At 71.9% G+C, this 23208-nt stretch carries 18 protein-coding genes and 1 riboswitch; of the genes, 11 read left to right on the forward strand and 7 right to left on the reverse strand.

The window, feature by feature from the left end; genetic code table 11:
• Positions 1-319 precede the first annotated feature (319 nt).
• From ACWCP6_RS04160 to ACWCP6_RS04175, 4 genes are all read left to right on the forward strand, one after another.
• A complete protein-coding gene (locus ACWCP6_RS04160; RefSeq protein WP_450931096.1) occupies positions 320-1855 on the forward strand; it encodes a serine/threonine-protein kinase in 1536 nt (511 codons plus the stop codon).
• Between the two features lie 117 nt (positions 1856-1972).
• Positions 1973-3673 carry a protein kinase domain-containing protein gene (locus ACWCP6_RS04165; protein ID WP_450930763.1) on the forward strand — a complete coding sequence of 567 codons (1701 nt, stop codon included), beginning with the start codon at positions 1973-1975 and terminating at the stop codon, positions 3671-3673.
• A 280-nt stretch (positions 3674-3953) separates the two neighbouring features.
• Complete coding sequence (locus tag ACWCP6_RS04170; RefSeq protein WP_450930764.1) at positions 3954-5585, forward strand: succinic semialdehyde dehydrogenase; 1632 nt, start codon at positions 3954-3956, stop codon at positions 5583-5585.
• A 53-nt stretch (positions 5586-5638) separates the two neighbouring features.
• On the forward strand, positions 5639-7486 hold the full coding sequence (locus tag ACWCP6_RS04175; RefSeq protein WP_450930765.1) for a GMC oxidoreductase: 1848 nt from the start codon (positions 5639-5641) through the stop codon (positions 7484-7486).
• Positions 7487-7605: 119 nt separating this feature from the next.
• Here the strand turns inward: ACWCP6_RS04175 and ACWCP6_RS04180 are convergent, their stop codons facing one another.
• The gene (locus tag ACWCP6_RS04180; protein WP_450930766.1) at positions 7606-8646 is read right to left on the reverse strand and encodes an LAETG motif-containing sortase-dependent surface protein; all 1041 of its coding nucleotides are present in this window, start codon (positions 8644-8646) and stop codon (positions 7606-7608) included.
• 849 nt (positions 8647-9495) lie between these two features.
• Positions 9496-9825 carry a chorismate mutase gene (locus tag ACWCP6_RS04185; RefSeq protein WP_450930767.1) on the reverse strand — a complete coding sequence of 110 codons (330 nt, stop codon included), beginning with the start codon at positions 9823-9825 and terminating at the stop codon, positions 9496-9498.
• Positions 9826-10224: 399 nt separating this feature from the next.
• On the opposite strand from ACWCP6_RS04185, the gene guaA reads away from it, so the two are divergent.
• Positions 10225-11811 (forward strand): glutamine-hydrolyzing GMP synthase, encoded by a 1587-nt coding sequence (gene guaA, locus ACWCP6_RS04190; protein WP_450930768.1) that lies wholly within the window; start codon positions 10225-10227, stop codon positions 11809-11811.
• 56 nt (positions 11812-11867) lie between these two features.
• Here guaA and ACWCP6_RS04195 read toward each other — a convergent pair whose 3' ends face one another.
• Positions 11868-12428, reverse strand: coding sequence for a pyridoxamine 5'-phosphate oxidase family protein (locus tag ACWCP6_RS04195; protein ID WP_450931097.1), 561 nt, complete (start codon positions 12426-12428; stop codon positions 11868-11870).
• A 359-nt stretch (positions 12429-12787) separates the two neighbouring features.
• Here ACWCP6_RS04195 and ACWCP6_RS04200 point away from each other — a divergent pair, with 359 nt between their 5' ends.
• The 3 genes from ACWCP6_RS04200 to ACWCP6_RS04210 all read left to right on the forward strand — a co-directional run bounded on the left by ACWCP6_RS04200 (position 12788) and on the right by ACWCP6_RS04210 (position 15924).
• The gene (locus ACWCP6_RS04200; RefSeq protein ID WP_450930769.1) at positions 12788-13573 is read left to right on the forward strand and encodes a class II aldolase/adducin family protein; all 786 of its coding nucleotides are present in this window, start codon (positions 12788-12790) and stop codon (positions 13571-13573) included.
• A 243-nt stretch (positions 13574-13816) separates the two neighbouring features.
• Positions 13817-15082: a hypothetical protein gene (locus ACWCP6_RS04205; RefSeq protein WP_450930770.1), complete on the forward strand. Its 1266-nt coding sequence runs from the start codon at positions 13817-13819 to the stop codon at positions 15080-15082.
• A 308-nt stretch (positions 15083-15390) separates the two neighbouring features.
• A complete protein-coding gene (locus tag ACWCP6_RS04210; RefSeq protein WP_450930771.1) occupies positions 15391-15924 on the forward strand; it encodes a TQO small subunit DoxD in 534 nt (177 codons plus the stop codon).
• 34 nt (positions 15925-15958) lie between these two features.
• On the opposite strand, the gene ACWCP6_RS04215 is transcribed toward ACWCP6_RS04210, so the two are convergent.
• Positions 15959-16186, reverse strand: coding sequence for a hypothetical protein (locus ACWCP6_RS04215; RefSeq protein WP_450930772.1), 228 nt, complete (start codon positions 16184-16186; stop codon positions 15959-15961).
• Positions 16173-17546 (reverse strand): PspC domain-containing protein, encoded by a 1374-nt coding sequence (locus tag ACWCP6_RS04220; protein ID WP_450930773.1) that lies wholly within the window; start codon positions 17544-17546, stop codon positions 16173-16175. Before ACWCP6_RS04220 ends, ACWCP6_RS04215 begins: the two co-directional genes overlap by 14 nt.
• Positions 17547-17754: 208 nt before the next feature.
• Between ACWCP6_RS04220 and ACWCP6_RS04225 the strand changes: the two genes are divergently transcribed.
• Entirely contained in the window at positions 17755-19044 is a 1290-nt protein-coding gene (locus tag ACWCP6_RS04225; RefSeq protein ID WP_450930774.1) for an ATP-binding protein, read from the forward strand.
• Complete coding sequence (locus ACWCP6_RS04230) at positions 19041-19766, forward strand: LuxR C-terminal-related transcriptional regulator (RefSeq protein ID WP_450930775.1); 726 nt, start codon at positions 19041-19043, stop codon at positions 19764-19766. Before ACWCP6_RS04225 ends, ACWCP6_RS04230 begins: the two co-directional genes overlap by 4 nt.
• A 52-nt stretch (positions 19767-19818) precedes the next feature.
• On the opposite strand, the gene ACWCP6_RS04235 is transcribed toward ACWCP6_RS04230, so the two are convergent.
• Positions 19819-20886, reverse strand: coding sequence for an NlpC/P60 family protein (locus ACWCP6_RS04235; protein ID WP_450930776.1), 1068 nt, complete (start codon positions 20884-20886; stop codon positions 19819-19821).
• Positions 20887-21166: 280 nt separating this feature from the next.
• Here ACWCP6_RS04235 and ACWCP6_RS04240 point away from each other — a divergent pair, with 280 nt between their 5' ends.
• Positions 21167-21520 (forward strand): hypothetical protein, encoded by a 354-nt coding sequence (locus ACWCP6_RS04240; protein ID WP_450930777.1) that lies wholly within the window; start codon positions 21167-21169, stop codon positions 21518-21520.
• Positions 21521-21640: 120 nt separating this feature from the next.
• Here ACWCP6_RS04240 and ACWCP6_RS04245 read toward each other — a convergent pair whose 3' ends face one another.
• Positions 21641-22828: an NlpC/P60 family protein gene (locus ACWCP6_RS04245; protein WP_450930778.1), complete on the reverse strand. Its 1188-nt coding sequence runs from the start codon at positions 22826-22828 to the stop codon at positions 21641-21643.
• An 8-nt stretch (positions 22829-22836) separates the two neighbouring features.
• A riboswitch (cyclic di-AMP (ydaO/yuaA leader) is annotated at positions 22837-23006 on the reverse strand.
• Positions 23007-23208 lie beyond the last annotated feature (202 nt).

The raw sequence follows: 23208 nt of genomic DNA on the forward strand, positions 1-23208 counted from the left end.
GGCGCCGTTCACCGGCCGTCCGGTCCGGACGCCCGCCCCGCCCCTGCCGGGTGTTCTCGGTCCGGCAGGCGGGCGGGCGGCCTGGCAGTCCGGCAGGGTTCTCGGCAAGGAACCAACCGGTATCTTTCGCCGACAATCCGGCAGTCGTGGCTCCGGTCGTCAAGTAGCCGACCAAAGGCTGACGTAGTCCACTACGTCGGCCCGCCGGCCATGAGGTACACGTCACAGTGCGGTCTCCTTGCCGACCCTGCCGTTCCCAGCTCGAAGAGGGCTCCCTACTCTTGGGCCGTCAAGAACACTGCGGGGGAACGTGAATCAGATGCAGGGCCTGCTCCTCGCGGGCCGTTACCGGCTCGGTGAGTCCATCGGGCGGGGCGGCATGGGCCGGGTGTGGCGCGCCCACGACGAAGTGCTGCACCGGGCTGTCGCCGTCAAGGAGCTGACGGCTGCCCTCTATGTACCGGAGGGCGACCGTGCGGTGCTGCTCGCCCGCACCCAGACGGAGGCGCGCGCCGCCGCCCGGATCAGCCACCCCGCCGTCGTCACCGTCCATGACGTCCTGGAACACGACGACCGGCCGTGGATCGTCATGGAGTTGGTCGAAGGCTGCTCCCTGGCCGATGCGGTCAAGGACGAGGGCCGCATCGACCCGGTGCGCGCCGCCCGCACCGGACTGTGGGTGCTACGCGCGTTGCGCGCCGCGCACGCCGCCGGTGTGCTGCACCGCGACGTCAAGCCCGGCAACGTTCTCCTCGCCAAGGACGGCCGCGTCCTGCTCACGGACTTCGGCATCGCCCAGGTCGAGGGCGACACGACCATCACCAGGACGGGCGAAATAGTCGGTTCCGTCGACTACTTGGCGCCGGAGCGGGTGCGCGGTGCCGACCCGGGTCCCTCCGCCGACCTGTGGGCCCTGGGCGCCACGCTGTACACGGCGGTCGAGGGACGCTCGCCGTTCCGCCGTACGTCGCCTCTGACAACGATGCAGGCCGTCGTCGAGGAGGAGCCCCCCGAGCCGGTCAGTGCGGGTCCGCTCGCGCCCGTCATCACCGCCCTGCTGCGCAAGGACCCGCAGACGCGGCCCTCCGCCGAGGAGGCCGAGCACATGCTCGCCGAGGCGGCGGAGGGGCGCCGGCCGAGCGCGGCCCAGGCCTATGTGCCCACGCAGCGCGTGCCGGAGGAGGACGTCACCCGGGTACGCCAGGCCCCTGCGCCGCCCCCGCGCCGGCGACGGGGCGTGAGGACCGCGCTCGTCGTGGCGCTCGCCGCCGCGCTCGTCGGAGTCGGCGGTGCGGTGGCCTTGAAGTACCTGGACCGACGGGACGCGTCGGGTTCGGCGGACCGTACGGCGCCGACCGGGCAGCACACGTCCGTACCCGGCACGTCGCCGTCGCAGCGCTCCGGAGCCATCCCGGACGACTGGCGGCGCGTCAACGACGTGGCGGGTTTCAGCCTCTCCCTGCCCAAGACCTGGAAGCGGCAGACGGACGGCAGCCAGATCGACTACACGCCCGACAACCTGAAGCATTTCGTCCGGATCAGCGTCGACCGCCATCCCGACTACGACGACCCCTTCAGGCACCAGATCGATCTGGAGAAGCAGCTGACGCGGCTGAAGGACTACCACCGCATCGGGCTCACTTCGAACACGTACCGCGACTGCCACGGCTCGCTGTGGGAGTTCACCTGGAACGCGCTGCCCAAGAACGGCCCCCCTGGCGCCCGGCATGCCATCGAACAGACGTATCTCGGCCGCGACGGCGTGGAGTACGCGATCTACATGTCGGTGCCCGCGGCGGAATGGCCCGGAACCCGCGAGCAGTTCGACGCGGTGCTGCGCAGCTGGACCCCCTGAGACGGTCCCCGGCGCCCCTCGCCGACCGTTCGGCCCGCGCCGGACCAGCGGCGCAGTTGAGACAAACCGCGTTCGGACCACCGGTGGGCACCGACACCCGTGGGGCATGATGGGCGTATGGGCACCGAGGGGGACAACGTCCGTGTCATCGCAGGCCGTTACCGCTTGGAGGAGCGGCTCGGCCGTGGCGGCATGGGGGTCGTCTGGCGGGCGACCGACCAGCTCCTCGGCCGCCAGGTCGCCGTCAAGGAACTGATCCTGGACGAGACGCTCTCCGCGGAGGAGGCCCGGCTCCAGCGGGACCGCACCCTGCGCGAGGCCCGCGCGGTGGCCCAGTTGCGGCATCCGCACATCATCGTCGTGCACGACGTCGTCGAGGACGACGAACGGCCGTTCATCGTCATGGAGCTCATCGAGGGGGGCTCGCTCGCCGACCGGATCGCCCGCCGCGGCCCGGTCGACGCGGACGAGGCGGCCCGGATCGGGATCGCCCTGCTGGGCGCGGTGGGCAAGGCGCACGACTCGGGCGTGCTGCACCGCGACATCAAACCCGCCAACGTCCTCATGGAGGCGGGTACCGACCGCGTCGTGCTCACCGACTTCGGGATCGCACAGGTCACGGGCGCGACCACGCTCACCGAGAGCGGGTCGTTCGTCGGCTCGCCCGAGTACACCGCGCCCGAGCGCATGTCCGGTTCGCGGACCGGGCCCGAGTCCGACCTCTGGTCCCTGGGCGCACTGCTGTGCACCGCGCTCAGCGGTGAATCGCCCTTCCGCCGCGATTCCCTGGGCGGCATCCTGCACGCCGTGGTCGTCGCCGAGATCCACCCGCCTCCGCAGGCGGCGCCGCTGCTGCCGGTCGTCCTCGGCCTGCTGGAGCGCGACGCGGAGCGGCGGCTCGACGCGGCGGAGGCGGAGCGCATGCTGCGTGCGTACGTCGACACGGGCCGCACCCCGGAGCGGTCCGGTTACACGCCGACGCAGCGTGGCATCTCCCGGTTTCCGATGCCGATGCGGCCCCCGCCGGCCCTCTCGCGCACGCCCGGGCCGGCCACCCCGGCCCCGCCGCACCCGCAGGTCCCGTCGGCGTCCTTGCCCACCCCAGCGGACGGGTCGCCGGTGCCGAGACGTACGGCGCGGGGGACGCTGATCGCCGCCGCGCTGGTCGCCGCGGTCGCCGGGGCCGGGGTGTCCGCCGCGGCGCTGCTCGTCGACAAGGGCGGGGGCCCGGCCGAGACGCCCACCGGAGGATCGCCGAAGACCTCGACGAGCGCCGTGCCCACGCCGACGGTGACCGTGACCCGGTCGCAGACCGGCACGGGGACGGCGAGCACCGCGCCCTCCGGGGCCAAGGTGCCCTCCGCCACCACCGCACCGGCCGGGTACCGCGTGGTGAAGGACCCCGAGGGCTTCTCGCTCGCCGTGCCCGACGGCTTCCGGCGCTCCCCTCAGGGCTCCCGGACCTTCTACCTCTCCGCGGGGGACACCTTCCGCATCGGCATCAAGGAGGCCGGACCGGACCCGGGCGGCCCGCTCGCGGCGATGCGGGCCGCGGACGCCAAGGGCCCCGACAACAATCCGGGCTACCGCGACGGCCAGGTCACCTCGACCACCCACAAGGGGCATCCGGCGGCGCTGTGGGAGTTCACCTGGAACGGCTTCAGCAAGGCGGAGGGGCCCCGGCACACCATCGACCTGTGCTGGGAGGAGGACGGACGGATGTACGACGTGTGGGTGTCCGCGCCGGTGGGACGGACGGCGCAGGCGCACCGCTACTTCGACACGGCGGTCGACTCCTTCGCCGTGAGCCGCGGCTGAGCACTCCGGGGTCCTTGCCCGGGCCGTTCGTCCCAGCACTCGCCGGGGCCACTCGTGCCCGCCGGTGCCCCGAGGCGGCTCGTGCCCGCCGTTGCCCCGGGCCGCTCGTTCCCGGTCTTTGCCCCGGCCCGTGGCTGATCCTTTTCGGCGGACCCCGTCCGGCCCCAACGCCCTGATCAGGGGCTTTGTTGCCAGTAGCCACTGGCGCCATGTGTGCAGACCGTGAAACCGCGTTACCGACGGGTACCCAAAAGCGTGAGGTGCGCCTACGCTGCGGCTCATGACGGACTCGCAGGCCCCCGCCGCCACCCAGGAAGCGGCCACCACCGGCACCAATCCCACTGCCCCGGCACCGGCCGGCGCCCGGACCGCGGCCGACGTGGTGACGCCCGAGCTGGTCGCGCAGCTCACCCGCGGTGTCGTCGGGTCCGGGCGCACCGCCAACCACACGCCGTTCACCGGCGACAAGCTGGCGGACCTGCCCGAGTCGACACCCGAGGACGTGGCGGTCGCCTTCGAGCGTGCCCGCGCGGCCCAGGCCGCCTGGGCCGCGACCCCGGCCCGGCAGCGCGCGGCCGTGCTGCTCCGCTTCCACGACCTGGTGCTCGCCCGTCAGGCCGAGGTGCTCGACCTGATCCAGCTGGAGACCGGCAAGGCCCGTCTGCACGCCCACGAGGAGGTCCTCGCCGTCGCGGTCGCCGCGCGCCACTACGGCCGCAAGGCTCCCTCGTACCTGCGGCCGAAGCGCCACACCGGCGCCGTGCCGACCCTCACCAAGGTCACCGAACTGCGCCACGCGCGCGGTGTCGTGGGCCAGATCGCGCCCTGGAACTATCCGCTGGAGCTGTCCGTCGGCGACGCCCTGCCCGCCTTCGTCGCGGGCAACGCGGTCGTGATGAAGCCGGACACCGAGACCGCCCTCACCGCCCTGTGGGCGCGTGACCTGCTCATCGAAGCCGGTCTGCCCGCCGAGGTCTTCCAGGTCGTCATCGGCGAGGGCCCGGTTATCGGCCCCGAGGTCGTCAAGCGCGCCGACTACGTCTCCTTCACCGGCTCCACGCGCACCGGCCGCGAGGTCGCGCAGGGCGCCGCCGCCCGGCTCGTCGGCGTGTCCCTCGAGCTCGGCGGCAAGAACGCCATGCTGGTGCTGCGCGACGCCGACGTGGACAAGGCCGCGGCGGGCGCCGTCCGCGCCTGCTTCTCGTCCGCGGGTCAGCTGTGCATCTCCATCGAGCGGCTGTTCGTCCACGAGTCGATCGCGGACGCCTTCGTGGAGCGGTTCGCGGCCCGTACGAAGGCCATGCGGCTCGGCACCTCCCTCGCGTACGGGGCGGACATGGGCTCCCTGGTCGGCCCGCGGCAACTGGAGACGGTGAGCCGGCACGTCGAGGAGGCCGTCGCCAAGGGCGCCAAGCTCGTCGCCGGCGGCGTGGCCCGCCCGGACATCGGCCCGTACTTCTTCGAGCCCACGATCCTGGACGGCGTCGAGGCCCCGATGGCGGTCTGCGCCGAGGAGACCTTCGGCCCCGTCGTGTCCCTGTACCGCTTCACGGACGAGGACGAGGCGATCGCCCTCGCCAACTCCACGCCGTACGGCCTGAACTCCTCGGTCTGGACGAAGGACGGCCGGCGCGGCCGGGAGGTCGCCGCGAAGCTGCGCACCGGCACGGTCAACGTCAACGAGGGTTATGCGCCCGCGTACGGCAGCGTCCAGTCGCCGATGGGCGGCATGAAGGACTCCGGTCTCGGCCGTCGTCACGGCTCCGAGGGCATCCTCAAGTACACGGAGGCGCAGACCGTCGCCCACCAGCGGATCATGCCGATGGCGCCGTCGTTCGGCATGGACGACGAGAAGTACGCAGCGTTCATGAACCGGAGCCTGCGCGTGATGAAGGCGCTCCGGCTGCGCTGAACCCGGCCCTGCGGGCCCCTTTCCCTGACCTGCACGTTTCTACGGAGGTATCGGTGTCACAGGACGAGTCCGCCCGCGACCGGGACGGCGAGGGCGAGGACCGGGAGCCCGTCGGCGGGGAGACCGCCGGGGAGCACGCGTACGACTACGACGTCGTCGTCGTCGGCTCCGGCTTCGGCGGATCGGTGTCGGCGCTGCGGCTGACCGAGAAGGGCTACCGGGTCGGGGTCCTGGAAGCGGGCCGCCGCTTCACGCGCGAGATGCTGCCGAAGAACTCGTGGGACCTCAAGAACTACCTGTGGGCCCCGCCGCTCGGCCTCTACGGCATCCAGCGCATCCATCTCCTCGGCAATGTGATGGTCCTGGCGGGCGCCGGGGTCGGCGGCGGCTCGCTGAACTACGCCAACACCCTCTACGTACCGCCGAAGGCGTTCTTCGACGATCCGCAGTGGAAGGACATCACCGACTGGCAGGACGAGCTGGGGCCGTACTACGACCAGGCCCGGCGGATGCTCGGTGTGCGGCTCAACCCGACGATGACGCCGTCGGACGTCCATCTGAAGGCGACCGCGCAGGCCATGGGGGTCGGCGACACCTTCCACATGGCGCCGGTCGGCGTGTTCTTCGGAGACGGCGACGACGCGGACGGGTCCGTGAAGGCGCCGCCCGGCGGTGAGGTCGCCGACCCGTACTTCGGGGGCGCGGGCCCCTCCCGCAAGGCGTGCACCGAGTGCGGCGAATGCATGACGGGCTGCCGGCACGGCGCGAAGAACACGCTCAACGAGAACTACCTGTATCTGGCCGAGCAGGCCGGGGCGGTCATCCACCCCATGACCTCGGTCGTCGCGGTCACCGAGGACTCTCGCGGCGGCTTCGCCGTCAGGACGCTGCCCACGGACGACAAGAAGAAGGGCAGGGGCCGGACCTTCACGGCCCGTCGCGTCGTCATCGCGGCCGGCACGTACGGCACGCAGACGCTGCTGCACCGGATGAAGGACAGCGGTCTGCTGCCGTACGTCTCGGGCCGGCTGGGCGCGCTGACCCGCACCAACTCCGAGGCGGTGGTGGGCGCGCAGACCGACAGCCGCCGCTACCGCAAGCGGCACGGTGAGGACAAGGTCGACTTCACCAAGGGCGTGGCCATCACGTCCTCGATCCACCCGGACGAGAACACGCACATCGAGCCCGTGCGGTACGGCAAGGGCTCCAACGCGATGGGCGCCATGACGGTCCTGCAGGTGCCGTACCGTCCGGCCGGGCGGGTGGCGGGCTGGCTCGCGAACGTCGCCCGGCACCCCTGGCTGACCGTCCGGGCCCTGTCCAACCGCCGGTGGTCGGAGCGGACCATCATCGCCCTGGTCATGCAGTCCCTCGACAACTCCCTGACGACGTACCGCAAGCCGAGCGGCATCGGCAAGGGCCTGCTCACCGCTCGTCAGGGCCACGGCGCGCCGAACCCGAACCAGATCGCCGAGGGCACGCGCGCCGCGACCCTCCTCGCGGAGGAGATCAACGGCTTCGCAGGGTCCAACGTCGGCGAGCTGATGGGGACCCCGCTGACGGCCCACTTCCTGGGCGGCTGCCCCATCGGCGACTCGGCGGAGTCCGGCGTCATCGACCCGTACCACCGCCTGTACGGGCACCCCGGCATCTCCGTCGTCGACGGTGCCGCGGTCTCCGCGAACCTCGGCGTGAACCCCTCGCTGACCATCACCGCACAGGCCGAGCGCGCGATGTCGTTCTGGCCGAACAAGGGCGAGGACGACCTGCGTCCGGCCCAGGGCGCGGTGTACGAGCGGCTGGCCCCGGTGGCGCCGAAGTCCCCGGCCGTGCCGGAGAAGGCGTTCGGCGCGCTGCGGCTGCCGTTCCTCGGGATCCCGGCGGTTCCGCCCAGGAAGTAGCCCGCCACCGCCGCACGCGCGGATACGGAAAGGACCTGCGTCCCCCTCCGAACGCAGGTCCTTTCCGTGTGCGCAGGCGCCGCGCCGCTCATCCGGCGCGGACACCTCCGCCCGGTCGCCTACGCGGTGGCGTCCCCGCTCCTGCGGCGCCGCACGGCGAACACCGCACCGGCACCGGCGACGACGGCCAGGCCGCCGACGAGGCCGATGGTGGGCAGCATCGAGGACGAGCCGGTCTCGGCGAGGCTGCCGGTCACGTCGTGCGTGTTGTTCCGGTTCGGCTTCTCGGTCGGCACGGGGACCTTGCCGCCTTCCTGCGGCTTCGTTCCGTCCGTGTCGGTGCCCGGCTTGACGATCTGGATGACGTACCCGGCCTGGCTGGCGCTCAGGCAGTTCTCCTCCTCGTCGAAGTACAGGCCGCCGCCGATGGTCAGGCCGGAGCCGACCGGGGCGTTCGAACCGACATTGAGGCGGAGCTGGTAGTTGAACGTCTGGCCGCCCTTGACGTCGGACAGGTCGAGGAAGCCGTTGGAGTAGCCCTCCTCGTCACGGATGTCGATCCAGACACCCTCCACCTTCGCCTGCAGCCGCACCTGGTTGGCCCGGAAGGCGTGCTCGGCCTTCTCGTCGTTCGGGCCGACTCCCGCGTAGAAGACGGCGTCCTTGACGTCCGTGTCCGTCGGGTTCCTGACGGTCAGCGTGAACGGGTGCCAGCCGCTGCCGGCCGCGATCTTGCCGGGCAGGCCGCCGAGGGTGACATCGAGGCGGGACTTGTAGTCCTTGTGGTCGGTCTCGCACTCGCCGGTGGGTTCGGTGGGCTCGTCCGTGGGCTCGGCGGACTCGGACGGCGGCGTCGAGGTCGGCGTGGCCGGCGCCGACGAGCCGGGCGCGGCCGAGGTCGGCGTGGTCCCCGGGGTGACGGAGGAGCCGGGGGCGTCCGGCGTCACGGGCGCCTCGGGCGTCTGCTCCGGTGCGGACGACGACGGCGGGGCGTCGGTGGCGGGCGTCGCCGGCGTCCCGGGCGTCTCGGGCGCGGAGGATGTGGGGGTGGTGTCGTTCTGGTCCGGCTCGGCCGCGAACGCGGCCGGTGCCGACAGGAGCGCGAGCGGCGCTATGACGGCCGTCGCGGCCGCCGTGGCCATGGCTCGGCGAAGCTTCATGAAGACCTCGGGAAGTCCGGCGTACCGCCGTGCGGCAGTACGAGGTTGGGGAGGCCTCCGCGGTGGGGGCGCGGGTGTGGCCCTTGGTTCCGCATGCATGACCAGCGACCACGGCTAATGGTTGTCCCCTCAATTACCCTGCCTTTATGTGGCGTGGGTCACATATTCGAGGAGGGAGGCGTGTCCCTGGCAGCGGCCCGGGGCCGGGGTGCAGCGCCGAATCGGCGGCGCCCACAGGCAAGGGCCCCGCGGACGGAGCCGCGGGGCCCTTGCCTGTCGGCACCGACGTCAGGGCGGCGTCAGTGCCGGGGAGCGGCGCCGGGGGGTTGCGCCGCCGGCTCTCGGCCGTGAACGACACGGCTCGATGCCGTGGGTCGGAAAGACGGGGTTCGGCCGGGAGGCCGTAGGAACTGGACTCGTACGCATCGTCCTGGACGGATCGCGGCCGACGCAAGCGTTTCGACGACGGTTGGCTGCTTCGGGACGGCAATGCGCCGGGGATGCGACTCTCCGCCGGGGGGAGGACGGATTCCGCAGCGGGACGGGAATCCGCCGGCCGACCCCGGGCGTCCCCGGAGCCGACCGTTCATTGGATGACCGGGCTGCTGTCCCCTGCCGTCCGGTCATGTTGCTGGAGCGAGGTCCCACGGCGCACGGCACGGCACGATCCGTCTCCGCGCGCCTCATCGCTCCAGCAGGAGCCACGCGTGGTTCTTTCGGGCCCGCCCCTGGCTGGCACGGACACCGGTACCAACGAAGCCCGCCGCGGCCCGGTCACGCGCCGTACGGGTGAGAGCGGGGCCGAACGTGAGTGCGCGGCAGGGCTGCGTCGTCGTGTGCAGACCGGGGTCAGACACGTCCCCGGCACAGCTCCAGAAGCGTCATCGCCAGCGACGTACCCGGCTTGCCCAGGGCGTCCCTGTAGTGGCCGAGCACCTCCATCTCGCGTGACAGGTTCACCCGGCGGCCGCCGGACGCGATCCGGGCCTCCTGGATGACGGCCGAGACGGCCATGCGTTCCTGCACGAGACCGATGATCCGGTCGTCGAGCGCGTCGATGCGCCCGCGGGCATCGGTGATCACATCGGCGGCCTCTGCGGTGTGCGCGCCGGTCTTCTCGGTGGTGGTGACGGTCATGCGGGGCTCCTGTTCTCGGTGAGCGGTGCCCCGGAGCGGCAAGGCCCGGAAACGACAGGACGCCCCGGGCCTTGTCGGCCCGGGGCGCCTGGGAAGTCGCTTGTCAGTGGATCAAGCAGCACGACCATGGCTACCGGCGGGCCGGTTGCCATAGGTAAAGAGGAAGCTGAGCTGCTTGGTCACGCGCCCAGTATGCCCGTCCGCGCGGGGCCGCGGTCAAGGCGGACCGGGTGTGCGCCCGGATGCTGAGACGTCCGGCGCGCCCTTGATCGTCCGGAGCATTCGGACGGTGAGACGAAAGTCAGGTCCCGCGCACCGTTAGAATCGACAAATAAGCCACTCGTTCAGCCGACCTCCGCCCGGGCCTCCGCCCGGCCGGCCCGCTGAAACGTCCTGCTCAACGAAGTCCTGCTCAACGCTCACCGCCGGAAGGCCGCCGTCGTGCCATCAGCGTCCCCCGCTGCCGCCGCTCCCGACACCGTTCTGGTCGTCGACTTCGGTGCGCAGTACGCCCAGCTCATCGCCCGCCGGGTCCGTGAGGCCCGGGTCTACAGCGAGATCGTGCCCAGCACCATGCCGGTCGCCGAGATGCTCGCCAAGAACCCGGCGGCGATCATCCTCTCCGGCGGACCCTCGTCGGTGTACGCGGAGGGCGCCCCGAGCGTCGACCGTGCACTGTTCGAGGCCGGAGTCCCCGTCTTCGGCATGTGCTACGGCTTCCAGCTGATGGCGACCACACTCGGAGGCACCGTCGACAACACGGGCGCCCGCGAGTACGGCCGCACGCCGCTGCACGTGACCAAGCCCGCCTCGACGCTGTTCGAGGGCACCCCGGCCGAGCAGCCGGTGTGGATGTCGCACGGCGACGCCTGCTCCGCCGCTCCCGAGGGCTTCACGGTCACGGCGTCCACGGACGTGGTCCCCGTCGCCGCCTTCGAGAACGACGAGAAGAAGCTGTACGGAGTGCAGTACCACCCCGAGGTGATGCACTCCACGCACGGCCAGCAGGTCCTGGAGCACTTCCTCTACCGGGGCGCCGGCATCGAGCCGTCCTGGACGACCGGCAGCGTCATCGAGGAGCAGGTCGAGGCGATCCGCGCCCAGGTCGGCACCAAGCGCGCGATCTGCGGCCTGTCCGGCGGCGTGGACTCCGCGGTCGCCGCAGCCCTCGTGCAGAAGGCCATCGGCTCGCAGCTGACCTGCGTCTACGTCGACCACGGCCTGATGCGCAAGGGTGAGACCGAGCAGGTCGAGAAGGACTTCGTCGCGGCCACCGGTGTCGAGCTCAAGGTCGTCGACGCGCAGGAGCGGTTCCTCGACGCCCTCGCCGGGGTCTCCGACCCCGAGGAGAAGCGGAAGATCATCGGCCGTGAGTTCATCCGGGTCTTCGAGCAGGCCGAGGCGGAGATCGTCGCCCAGGCCCCCGACGACCAGCCGGTGCAGTTCCTGGTCCAGGGCACGCTCTACCCGGACGTGGTCGAGTCCGGCGGCGGCACCGGAACCGCGAACATCAAGTCCCACCACAACGTGGGCGGCCTCCCCGAGGACCTCGAGTTCCAGCTCATCGAACCGCTGCGCAAGCTGTTCAAGGACGAGGTCCGGATGGTCGGCGCCGAGCTGGGCCTGCCCGACGAGATCGTCCACCGCCAGCCCTTCCCGGGCCCCGGCCTCGGCATCCGTATCGTCGGCGAGGTCACCAAGGAGCGCCTGGACCTGCTGCGCGAGGCCGACGCCATCGCCCGCGAGGAGCTGACGGCCGCGGGCCTCGACCGCGAGATCTGGCAGTGCCCCGTCGTGCTGCTCGCGGACGTCCGCAGCGTCGGCGTCCAGGGCGACGGCCGCACCTACGGCCACCCGATCGTGCTCCGTCCGGTCTCGTCCGAGGACGCGATGACGGCCGACTGGTCGCGACTGCCGTACGACGTGCTCGCGCGGATCTCGACCCGGATCACGAACGAGGTCAACGACGTCAACCGCGTGGCGCTGGACATCACCAGCAAGCCGCCGGGCACCATCGAGTGGGAGTGACCTCCCCCTGACCAGCGCGGGTGCCGCCCTCCGTCCGGAGGGCGGCACCCGCGTTTTCACGTCCGCCTGACCGTGCGCAGGGGCTCGCCCGGCTTCCAGATCCGCACCACGAGATACGTCTCGTCCTCGACGAACGTCCGGACCACCTCCGTCACCTCTGCGCGGAAGAGGTGGAACGGCTCGGGCGGCGCGACCTCGCCCAGGTAGCGGGCGGTCTCCTCGGCGTCGAGGACCTCCACGGCGCGCCCCGCGACGCGTACGTCCCCGCCCGCCATCTCCGTGCCGGGACCCGGGTTGGCCTGGAGCGTGAACCGGGGGTCGCGGCGCAGATCGAGTGCCTTGAGGGAGTCCGGCATCATGCCGAGATAGAGCTCGCCGTGCAGAAACCGCACCTCCAGCCCGGACGTGCGTGGTGACCCGTCCCTGCGAAGGGTCGCGAGGACGTGGTGCGTGAACTTCTCGAACCGCTCCCGGACGGTCTTCGCGAGATCCGGTTCCGCGGCGGCGAAAGCGCCCCAGGACCCGCCACGCGGCGAGCCGTCCGGGTGCGGTGCACGGGATGTGCCGGGCGAGTCGGGAGACGCGGTCGAGCCGGAGGCGTCAGGTGCGCCGGGCAGGGTTGATGCGGCGGGTGCGACGGACGGGGTCGGTGAGGTGACCGAGCCCGGTGCGCCGGGCGAGCTCGGCGAGTCCGGTGAACCGGGTGAGCGGGACGACGAGCCCTGTGAGCCGGGTGACGTGTCCGGTGAGTGAGGTGACCGGCCCTGCGAGTCGGGCGGACCGGGGCGGTGGGCCGGGTCGGGCATTCCGGGCGTCTGGTGCGTGGCAGGCATGCATGCCAGTCTGCGAGAGATACCCGACACCCTCTGTCCTGTATTCCTGTCGGCAATCCCGGCGTGTTCTTCACGCGGCATCCCTGTTGTCCTGCGCGTACCGCCGGTACCTTCCGCTGCGTACGACCAGAGACGGAGGACATATGCACGGGCCCATGCCGATACCCACCGAGCAGCTCGAGTTCGCGATGCCGCCCGTGCACGAGAGCGTCGAGGACGAGCGGCGGTACCGCAAGGAGCGGCTGGCCGGGGCACTGCGGATCTTCGGGCGACTCGGCTACGAGGACGGGGTGTCCGGGCACATCACCGCGCGGGACCCCGAGTTCGGCGACTGCTACTGGGTGAACCCCTTCGGGATGCCGTTCAAGCACATCACGGTCGGCGACCTGGTCCTCGCCAACGAGGAAGGGCAGGTCGTCGAGGGCCGCAGCCACGTCAACCAGGCCGCGTTCACCGTGCACGCCCAGATCCACCGCGCCCGCCCCGACGTCGTCGCCGTCGCCCACTGCCACTCCGTCCACGGCCGCGCGCTGTCCGCACTCGCCGAACTCGTCGAACCGATCACGCAGGAGGCCTGCGCCTTCTACGAGGACCATGCGCTGTACGACGCCTACAGCGGTGTCGCCGTGGACGCCGACGAGGGCCGCCGCATCGCCGCCGCGCTCGGCGGCCACAAGGCGGTGATCCTGCGCAACCACGGCCTGCTCACGGTCGGCGACTCCGTCGACGCGGCTGCCTGGTGGTTCCTGACGCTGGAACGCTGCTGCCAGGTCCAGCTGGCGGCCCGCGCCGCCGGACGGCCTGTGCTCATCGACCACCGGCAGGCCGTCTCGACGCGGGAGCAGCTCGGCGGGGATCTGGTCGCGTGGATCAACTACCAGTCCCTGTGGCAGGACATCAGCCGGAGCGAGCCGGATCTGCTGGCCTGACCCACGAGGTCCCCGGCCGCCCCCGGCCGCAGGGGAATCGCGGCGCCCGGGCCCGGCACGGTGCGTCAACGCAACGGCGCCCTCTTCACCCGTACGGACCCTCGCCCGACCGCCGGTCCCCGGCGTCCGTGCGGCACAATTCCCTTTCGCTGCAAGGAATTTCACGATCAGGTGCGGAGTCGGCGGAGACACCGCGATGCCGGTGCGTCCGGATGGTCGTCAGCAGGAAGGCGGAGTTGTCTCGTGGCGCTTCAGGAGGCCGGACAGGGCACGCACGGAGGCGGGTGCACGTGCGGCGACTGCCCGCTCGGGGCGCGTGAGGGACACCGGCGGGCCGTGGCCGCCTTCCTCGCCCGGCGCGACGAACTCGCCGCGGGGGAGGGACTGCCCGCGGCCGTCGCCCATTCGGCGGGCGCCTCGCGCCAGTGGGTGTCGGACGAGCTGACCCAGTCCGCGAACGCCGTGGCCGAACGCAGCCGGGCCGAGGGCGCCGCCTGGACGGCCCTGATGTGGCCGCGCACCCTGCGTGTGGTGTGGGGCGGCGTCGCCGTGCTGCTGCTCGTGCAGGCGTGCACGGCCGTCACCGCGGGCTGGACCGCCGCCCGCACCGCGGGACTCGTCGCCGGAGTGCTCACCGGTGCGTTGCTGACCGGTGCCGGATACGCCCACCGGGCACGCGGTGGCGTTCTCGCGCCGCTGACCGGTGAGGACAACCGGCTCTCCACGTCGCGCGCCGTCGCCGCCGTCTGGGTGCTGTTCACCGCCTTCTCCCTCCTCGTGCTCACCGTCGAACTCGCCGTCGCGGCCGGCCCCCGCGAGCGGGATGCCCTGATCGCCGGGCTCGGCATCGCCCACGGCGCCGGTACGGTTACCGCGGCAGCCGTGGTGTGCGGCGTCGCCGTCCTCGTCCGACGCGTCGTCGGGCTGCGCGTCCTCGGACAACGGCTCCAGAAGGTGCGCGCCGCACGGCCCCGGGCCGCCGATCTGCTCACGGACGACGCCGGGCGGCCCTCCTTCGCCGACATCCAGTACGTCCTGGTCTGCGCCGTCGCCGTCCTCTTCGCCGCGGTGCGCCTCGCCCGGCGGCCCGACCAACTGCCCGGCCTTCCCTGGGCGCCGGTCCTGCTCGTCCTGGTCTCGGCGGCCACGTATGTCGCGGCCAAGTACGCCGAGGGCGGGCGGCCGGTGATCCTCTCCGTCGTCAGGGCCCGTGAGGTGGGCGACCTGGACGCGCCCATCCGCACCGGCGACGACATCGAGATCCGCGGCGCCGGCTTCGTGCCGCCCGGTGCCCAGACCGCCGAGCATCTGTCCCGTCTGACGGTCCGCATCGGTCCCGTCCACGTGCACGTCCCCCTCGTCCCCGTCCCCGGCGGCTTCACCAACCCCTCCGACACCGTGCTCACCGTCCCTGTCCCAGCCGACGTCGAACCCGGACGCGTCGACGTCCAGGTCGTCACCGCGGCGGGCGCGGAGACGAACCGCTGCACGATCGACGTACTCGAGTGACCCCCGGACCGACGGCCCACGCCGTCCGGCTCGGCCTCGGGTGACGCTCCTGCCCCGCGTGACGCTCCCGCCCCGGCGACCACGGCCGACGCGACCGCCCCTGCTCCTACCCGCCGCCCGGCGCCTTGGGCTCCCTCGCCCGCCACGGCCGTACCTCAGACGCCCCACCAGCCCCTGTCACCCCATCAACCCACCCCTGGCCACCCCTGGGGGAATCCACCGTGCACTCGGTGAGCCTTTGGAGCCGGTCCTACGTATGGTCTTTTGACGGGTACCAGAGCACAGGGGCGAAAGGCGGCGGAGGAGCTATGGCTCACGGAATGCGAACTGAGACCCCCTACACCGGGTACGCCGGCGGTGCACGCGGCGACTTGCGGGACACCGTCGCCCGATACGCCCTGATCCCCTTGCGGATCTTCCTCGGCGTCACCTTCATCTATGCGGGCCTCGACAAGCTCACGAACAGTGCCTTCATGTCCGCCTCGGGGCCCGGCTCGGTCGGCGACACGATGCGCGGAGTACGTGACAGCGCTGCGATCCCGGCCCTCGTCGACCTGGCCCTGAAGAACCCGGTCGGCTTCGGCTACGCCATCGCCTTCGGTGAACTCGCCGTCGGCATCGGCACCCTGATCGGCCTGCTCGCCAGGCTCGCCGCGACCGGCGGCATGCTCATCTCGCTCAGCCTCTGGCTCACCGTGAGCTGGGCGGTCAGCCCCTACTACTACGGCAACGACCTGGCGTATCTGATGGCGTGGACTCCGCTCGTCCTCGCCGGTGCGCCGCTGATGTCGGTGGATGCGCTGATCAGGTCCCGCCGCCGCAGGGGCACAAGGATCGGATAGTCCCCCCTCGCTCGCCGGGTCTCGCCGGCGGGCCCTATCCGATGTGGTCGGACATCTGGCGCGACGATCCGTGACGGTGACGTATCGCCCGTGCCGCCGTCCCCGCTGCGCCCGCCAGACACAGCCCGCCCACGACGAGCGGGATCACCGCGAACCACGGGACGTCCCAGGCACCCCGTGCGTCTCCCAGGAAGAGCACGCCCGTTGCCAGCAGGGCCGCGCCCGCGACGAGCCTGCCCGGCTGGAACTCATGACGCAGCACGGCTCACCTCCGCCTGTCCGACGCCGACCTGCAGCTTCAGATCGACCGTGCCCCGGGCCGGCGTCCCGGCCGGTGGTTTCAGCGTCACGCTCTTCTCCTTGCCCGCCGCCACGTCCACGTCCTTTCGGTCGTCGCCCGGCAACCGGATGTCACCGACGCCGACCTGGACCCGCAGATGCACCGTCGCATCCTTCGGGAGCACCACCTTCAGCTGTCCGGCGCCCACCTCGGCCCGCGTCGTCACCGTGCGGCCGCCGGCCACCTCGACCTTGCTCAGATCGAGCGTGCCGACCCCGGTTCCCAGGTCGTACCCGGACCGGACGTCCGCCGCGGCGGCGGGGGTCCAGTCGGCGTGCACCCACCGCGTGGTGATGTTCCCCGGAAGCACCGCCGAACCCGCCAGCAGAGCTGCCGTGAGTACGGCGAGGACGACCGACCCGGCGCCGGTGCGGCCGACGAACGCGCTGACCGCGATCCCGAGGCCGAACACGGCGAGCGCACATGCCAGCCCCGTCTGCAGGCTGGTGCCGAGCGTATGGTCGCCCCGTGTGAGGCCTGTGCCCAGCCCGCCCGCCACGAGGGCCAGCAGGAACACCCAGCCGCCGATCGAGGTCGCCCTGCGGCGCGTCGGCCCGGGCGCGGGGCCGGCGCCGGCCCGCTTCTCCTGCTCGCGCGCGGAGCCGCCGTAGAACCCCTGGTGGCCGGACATCATCTCCCGGCTCAGACCCGGACCCCACAGATAGCCGGTGCCGCCCTCATGCGTGCCGTCCTTGACTATCGGGTCCCGCCACCACGAGGAAATGAAGACGTCGACGGGCGGGGCCTGTGCCTCGGGCGGAGCGTCGGCGACGGCCTGCGCGGCCAACGGGTCGGCGTCGGCCGCGCCACGGTGCCGTGACCAGTACCCGGCTCCCGCGAGCAGCAGGGCGAGCACCGCCGCGAAGGTGAGCACGCCGCCGTTGTTCAGCATCGACAGGAACAGACCGCAGCCGACCAGCGCGAAGAGTATGGCGGCCAGTGCCGGGCCGTCGACGCGGCCGGTCAGCAGCCTGCGCGCCTCGCTCTCCCCCTCGTCGTCGTCGAAGGGGACGAACAGCCAGGCGAAGCCGTAGAAGATCAGGCCTGCGCCGCCGGTGACCGACAGCACCGCGAGCACGATCCGGAAGATCACCGGATCCATGTCGCAGTGCCGCCCGAGCCCGGCGCACACCCCGCCCAGCATCTTGTGCCGGCGGTCGCGCCGGAACCTGCGCGGAGCCTCCGCGCTCTCCGGGTCGCCGGGCTGCCGGTCCGCGGTGGCTGCCGCGCCCTGCGGCCCCGCCCCCGCCCCGCTCGCCGCGGCGCGCTGCTGATCTGTCATGCGTCCATGGTGACGGGCGGGGCGGCGCTGCGGCAGTCGGGACGACCCTGGACGAACCCTGATATCGCCCCTGACGATCCCGGAGCGGGGCCGGAGCCCGCGTGGCACACGGGCCGCCCGGGCGGGCCGGGCCGACGCGAATGATCAGGGGCGTCTCGGGGTCCGACCCTGATGCCGCGGATGTGCCCGGCGTGTGACCATCTTTGACATGCCGGAAGCCGCAGCAGCACCCACCGCACCTCCGCGGCCCCCGCGCAAGCTCTACCGCAGCAGCGACGGCCGCTGGCTGGGCGGAGTGGCGCGAGGGCTCGCCGGACATCTCGGGCTGCCCGTGATCTGGGTGCGGCTCGTGTTCGTGGGCCTGTTCATGGCCGACGGGCTCGGCGCCCTGCTGTATGCGGCGTTCTGGTTCTTCGTCCCGCTGGGCATCGGCGGTGTGGACGTCGAGCGGCCGCCCGCCTTCTCCACCGAGACCGGCGCGGACGGCCGGCGCCGACTCGTCGCCCGCAGGCCGGACCGGGGCCAGATCGTCGCGCTGCTCGCCATGGTGGTGATCGCCCTGGTCTTCGTGCAGAGCGTCAATCTCGGCGGCGGCGCCAAGGCGTATCTGTGGCCCGCCGTCCTCGTCGGCGCGGGCGTCGCCCTCGTCTGGCGGCAGGCCGACAATGCCCGCCGGGCCCGCTGGATGGAGGTGGGCCGCCACCGGCGCACCCTGACACTCGCCCGGGCCGGGGCGGGCGTGCTGCTCGTGGGCGCCGGTGTCACCGGCATCTTCGTGCTCCAGGGCTCGGCCGTGCACCTCGGCTCCCTGCTCCAGGCGGCGCTCGCCGTGATCGTCGGCATCTCCCTGCTCGCCGGGCCCTATCTGGTCCGGATGACGCAGGACCTCTCGGAGGAGCGGACGATGCGCATCCGCGCCCAGGAGCGGGCCGAGGTCGCCGCGCATGTGCACGACTCGGTGCTGCACACCCTGACGCTGATCCAGCGCAACGCGGAGAACGCGAACGAGGTGCGACGGCTCGCCCGTGCCCAGGAGCGGGACCTGCGGGCCTGGCTGTACAAGCCGGAGGGCACCGGCAAGGACGAGGACGACGAGCCGGCGACGGTCTCCGAGGCCGTCAAGCGCAACGCGGCCGAGGTGGAGGACAAGCACGGTGTCCCGCTGGAGGTCGTCGTGGTCGGCGACTGCCCGCTCGACGAAAAGCTGACCGCACAGATGCAGGCCGCGCGGGAAGCGATGGTGAACGCCGCCAAGTACGGTGGCGAGGGCGGCGCGGTGCAGGTCTACGCCGAGGTCGAGGGGAACAGGGTCTTCGTGTCGGTGCGGGACCGCGGCCCCGGCTTCGACCTCGATTCGATACCCGCCGACCGCATGGGTGTACGAGAATCGATCATCGGCCGGATGGAGCGCAACGGCGGCACGGCGCGACTGCGCGTGGTCCCCGACGGTGGCACGGAGGTCGAACTGGAGATGGAGAGGGCGGAGAGGACGTCATGAGCGACGCGACCGAGGCGACGGGTGCGGCCGAGCCGCAGGGCTCCGGCGAGAGCGGGGGCGGGCGTCGTGTGCGGGTCGTCCTCGTCGACGACCACCGTATGTTCCGTACCGGCGTCCAGGCGGAGATCGGGCAGACGGAGCGGACCGGGGTCGAGGTGGTCGGCGAGGCAGCCGACGTCGACCAGGCCGTCTCGGTCATCACGGCGACGCGGCCCGAGGTCGTCCTGCTGGACGTGCATCTGCCCGGCGGCGGCGGAGTAGAAGTGCTGCGCCGGTGCGCCGCGTTGATGGCGGACGCCGAGCAGCCAGTCCGTTTCCTCGCGCTGTCGGTCTCGGACGCCGCCGAGGACGTGATCGGTGTCATCCGTGGCGGAGCCCGTGGCTATGTCACCAAGACCATCACCGGCACGGACCTCGTCGACTCCGTCTTCCGGGTCCAGGAGGGCGACGCGGTCTTCTCACCGCGCCTGGCCGGGTTCGTCCTCGACGCCTTCGCCTCCACCGACGCCCCGCCGGTCGACGAGGACCTCGACCGCCTCACCCAGCGCGAGCGCGAGGTCCTGCGCCTGATCGCCCGGGGCTACGCGTACAAGGAGATCGCCAAGCAGCTCTTCATCTCGGTGAAGACGGTCGAGTCGCATGTCTCCGCGGTGCTGCGCAAGCTCCAGCTGTCCAACCGCCATGAGCTGACGCGCTGGGCGACGGCGCGACGACTGGTCTGACGGCCGGCCCGGGGACCGGCCGCCTGCCCTGCCGCCGCGCCGGGCACGGGGGTCATGCGATCCGCGTCGCCCCCGCGAAGGGCATCTGGTCGATCGGGGCGAGCCGCACCGGTGCGCTCGGGTTCGGGGCGTGGATCATCCTGCCGTCGCCCACATAGATGCCGACGTGGCTGATGCCCGAGTAGAAGAACACCAGGTCGCCCGGGCGCAGGTCGGCGCGCGAGATGCGCTGGCCCGCGTTGATCTGGTCGTAGGTGGTGCGCGGCAGGGAGACGCCCGCGGAGCGGTAAGCGGCCTGGACGAGCCCCGAGCAGTCGAAGGCGTTGGGCCCGGCGGCGCCCCATACATAGGGGCTGCCGAGTGCCTTGTAGGCGTAGGCGACCGCGGTCGCGGCACGGGCGTTGGGGGCCAGGACGGCGCTGCCGGACGGCACCTGGCGCGAGGCCGAGCGGGAGGCGCGGGCGCCGCCGCCGTACGTGTCCGGGTCGTCCGCACCGATGCGGGCGCGCTGGGCGGGCGTCAGCCGCGCGAGCAGCCGCCTTGCCTCGTCGAGCTTCGCCGTGACCCCGGCCTTGCGGCGCTTCAGCTCGTCCTGGTCTGCCTTGAGCTTGCTGAGCCGGGCGTCCGCCTCGTCGCGCAACTGCTGGATCTCCCTCAGCTGCTTGCGCACCTTGGACACGGCCGCGGCCTGCCGGCTGCCCACGCGCTGGACGAGCGCCGCCCGTTCCAGGTACTGGTCGGGCTGCGAGGAGAGGGCGACCTGGAGGGCCGGGTCGAGGCCGCCGCTGCGGTACTGCGCGGCCGCGGTCGTACCGAGCGCGTCCCGTGCGGAGTTGAGCTTCTCCGTCCTGCGTGCCGCCTCGTCCCGCAGTTCGTCGAAGGACTTCTGGGCGGCCTCGGTCTGCTCCTTGGCGCCGTTGTACTTCTCGGTGGCGACCTCCGCCTCGTGGTACAGGCTGTCGATCTTCGCCTTCACCTGGGCGGGCGTGAGCTCGGGCGCGGCGTGCCCGACGCCGGCGGATGCGGTCGCGGTGGCCGCCCCGGCGAGGGCGAGGGTGGCAGCGGTGCGGGCGGTATTGCCGCTGAGGGAGCGCTGCTTGGGCCTTCTGTGCGCTGCCAAGGTTGCTCCACGTCCTTCCGTAGGGCCGCCGTTGCGCGTCCGGCGGCGGCCCGCACGGGGGGAGCGGGCCGCCGCCGGACTTCTCGGCGGTGGTGTCCGGCTGCCGCCCCTGGCCCGGGCGGCGGTGGGGAGCCGGTCACCTGGTGGAGGACGCTAGGCCTCTCCGTGATGAGTTCGTGACGCAATGTGCGGAACTGGTCGGAGTGGCCGGAGTGGTGACCGTGCATGACGCAGACCTGCTCGAAGGTGACCGATAGCCCTCCCGTTAGGCTCCGGCCTCATGGACGTACTCATCCATCTCTTCGTCGCTCTGCACATCATCGGCATCGCCTCGCTCCTGGGCGGCTTCCTGACCCAGATGAAGGCGATGGGTGAGGGCAGGGCCAGGTTCACCCCGCCCATGCTGCACGGCGCGCTCACGATGCTCGTCACCGGCGTGGCGCTGGTCGGCCTCAACGAAGCCCAGGGTCACACGGTCAACACCATCAAGATCGGTGTGAAGCTGGCGCTGCTGATCGTGATCCTCGGGCTCGTGTACGTGAAGCGGGACGAGGAGAAGGTCGATAAGGGGCAGTTCGCCCTGGTCGGTCTGCTCACCACGGCGAACATCTTCATCGCGGTGCTCTGGACCTGACCGTGCGCGCCTCGACGGCGCACGCACGGCGCGCCCCGGTGGCGCACGGACGAAAGGGCCCGCATCCCCCCGAATGCGGGCCCTTCCGCGTGTCGGGAGAGGCCTCGCGGCCTCATACGGTCACGCGGGACGCACGACGCTGTGGATCGGCATGAAGTCGCCGCCGTAGTAGATCGACTCCTCCCGGACGTAGGCGCCGGGCTTCGGGGCGTGGACCATCATGCCGTTGCCGATGTAGATCCCGACGTGGCTGATGTCGTCGTAGAAGAAGACCAGGTCGCCGGGCTTCGCCTGGGAGACGGGGACGGTCGTGCCGACCTTGACCTGCTCCCAGGTGGTGCGCGGCAGGGAGACCCCGGCGGCCTTCCAGGCGGCCTGCGTGAGGCCCGAGCAGTCGAACGAGCCGGGCCCCGTCGCCCCCCACACGTACGGCTTGCCGATCTGGGCCTTGGCGAACGCGATGGCCTTGGCCGCCTTGGTGGAGTACGCCGTGCCGCTGCTGGTGCCGGTGCCGGTGCCGGTGCCGCTGCTGCCGGTACCGGTGCTCGTGCCGGAGCCCTGGTCCGCCTTCTGCTGCTCCTGCTGCCGGGCCGCCTCCTCGGCGGCCTGCTTGCGGGCCAGCTCGGCCGCCTTGCGCCTGGCCTGCTCCTCCCGCTGCTTCTCGATCGCCGCGAGCCGCGCCTTCTCCTGGGCGGTCAGCTTCGACAGCAGGGTGCGCGCCTCACCGAGCTTCTTCTGGACCTCCTGCTTGTTGGTCCTCAGGTCCGTCTGGGACTTCGTCAGTGCCTGCAGGCTCTCGGTCGCCTCGGTGCGCTTCTTCGCGGTGGCCAGCTGCTCGCTCTGGTAGTCGTCGAGGACGGACTTCTGGCGTCCGGTGAGCCGGTCCATCAGCTGGTTCTGGTCGAAGTACTCCTGCGGGTCCTCCGCGAGCAGGAGCGTCGCGGTGTCGGACATCCCGCCGTTGCGGTACTGGGCGGCGGCGTACTCGCCGAGGCGCTGCCGCGTCTCGTTCATCTTCTGCGTGCGCTTGGCGACGTCGTCGAGGAGGCCGTCCACGCGCTTGCGCTGCTTGGCGGTCTTCTCCTTCGCCGCGTTGTACTTCTCGGTGGCGACCCCGGCCTGGTGGTAGAGGTCGTCGACCCTCTTCTGGACCTCTTCGAGGCTGGGCTTGTCGGGGGTCGGCTCGGCATACGCACTCTGGGACAGCAGAGCCACGGAGGTGAGGGCCGCGGTGGTCAGGCCCAGCGCGGGGGTCGAGCGTATTCCGGCAACGGTGAGGGTGGTCCGCGGTTTGCGGTGCGACGCCAAGGGAGGCGACTCCTTCCATGGACCGCCTACCGGGTTAGCTGTCGGGTTCGGGCGGACGTCGGAAGGGTTGCCCTACGGTTCCGTACGCGGGCGTGGCGGAACCGATTCACCCCAGGGATCGCGGTGGGTCCCCGGCTCCGGATCGCCGTGGGCGCGCCGGACTCGGCGGAGGCCACCCGCCCCGGCGTCGTTCGCCGGCAGGGGTACGGGTCGCCCGCCGGGCACGCTAGCCAACCGGTGTGGCTGTTGTGAAGGTTGATGCACGCTATGTCCGATACATTTTCGTGACTTTCGCGCAGAGTGAGTGGATGGGTGCGCTCCGCTTCCATTCCGCTCCCCGGCGGTCCCGGAACCCGGGGCGGGTTGTCGGTGCGGCGGCC

It is taken from the genome of Streptomyces sp. NPDC002004, assembly GCF_053593975.1.

What these genes read in the sequence shown, in the direction of transcription:
- ACWCP6_RS04160 (WP_450931096.1), top strand. Translation starts at nt 320, where the DNA reads ATGCAGGGCCTGCTCCTCGCGGGCCGTTACCGGCTCGGTGAGTCCATC.
- ACWCP6_RS04230 (WP_450930775.1), top strand. Translation starts at nt 19,041, where the DNA reads ATGAGCGACGCGACCGAGGCGACGGGTGCGGCCGAGCCGCAGGGCTCC.
- ACWCP6_RS04225 (WP_450930774.1), top strand. Translation starts at nt 17,755, where the DNA reads ATGCCGGAAGCCGCAGCAGCACCCACCGCACCTCCGCGGCCCCCGCGC.
- ACWCP6_RS04240 (WP_450930777.1), top strand. Translation starts at nt 21,167, where the DNA reads ATGGACGTACTCATCCATCTCTTCGTCGCTCTGCACATCATCGGCATC.
- ACWCP6_RS04200 (WP_450930769.1), top strand. Translation starts at nt 12,788, where the DNA reads ATGCACGGGCCCATGCCGATACCCACCGAGCAGCTCGAGTTCGCGATG.
- ACWCP6_RS04165 (WP_450930763.1), top strand. Translation starts at nt 1,973, where the DNA reads ATGGGCACCGAGGGGGACAACGTCCGTGTCATCGCAGGCCGTTACCGC.
- ACWCP6_RS04220 (WP_450930773.1), bottom strand. Translation starts at nt 17,546, where the DNA reads ATGACAGATCAGCAGCGCGCCGCGGCGAGCGGGGCGGGGGCGGGGCCG.
- ACWCP6_RS04210 (WP_450930771.1), top strand. Translation starts at nt 15,391, where the DNA reads ATGGCTCACGGAATGCGAACTGAGACCCCCTACACCGGGTACGCCGGC.
- ACWCP6_RS04170 (WP_450930764.1), top strand. Translation starts at nt 3,954, where the DNA reads ATGACGGACTCGCAGGCCCCCGCCGCCACCCAGGAAGCGGCCACCACC.
- ACWCP6_RS04180 (WP_450930766.1), bottom strand. Translation starts at nt 8,646, where the DNA reads ATGAAGCTTCGCCGAGCCATGGCCACGGCGGCCGCGACGGCCGTCATA.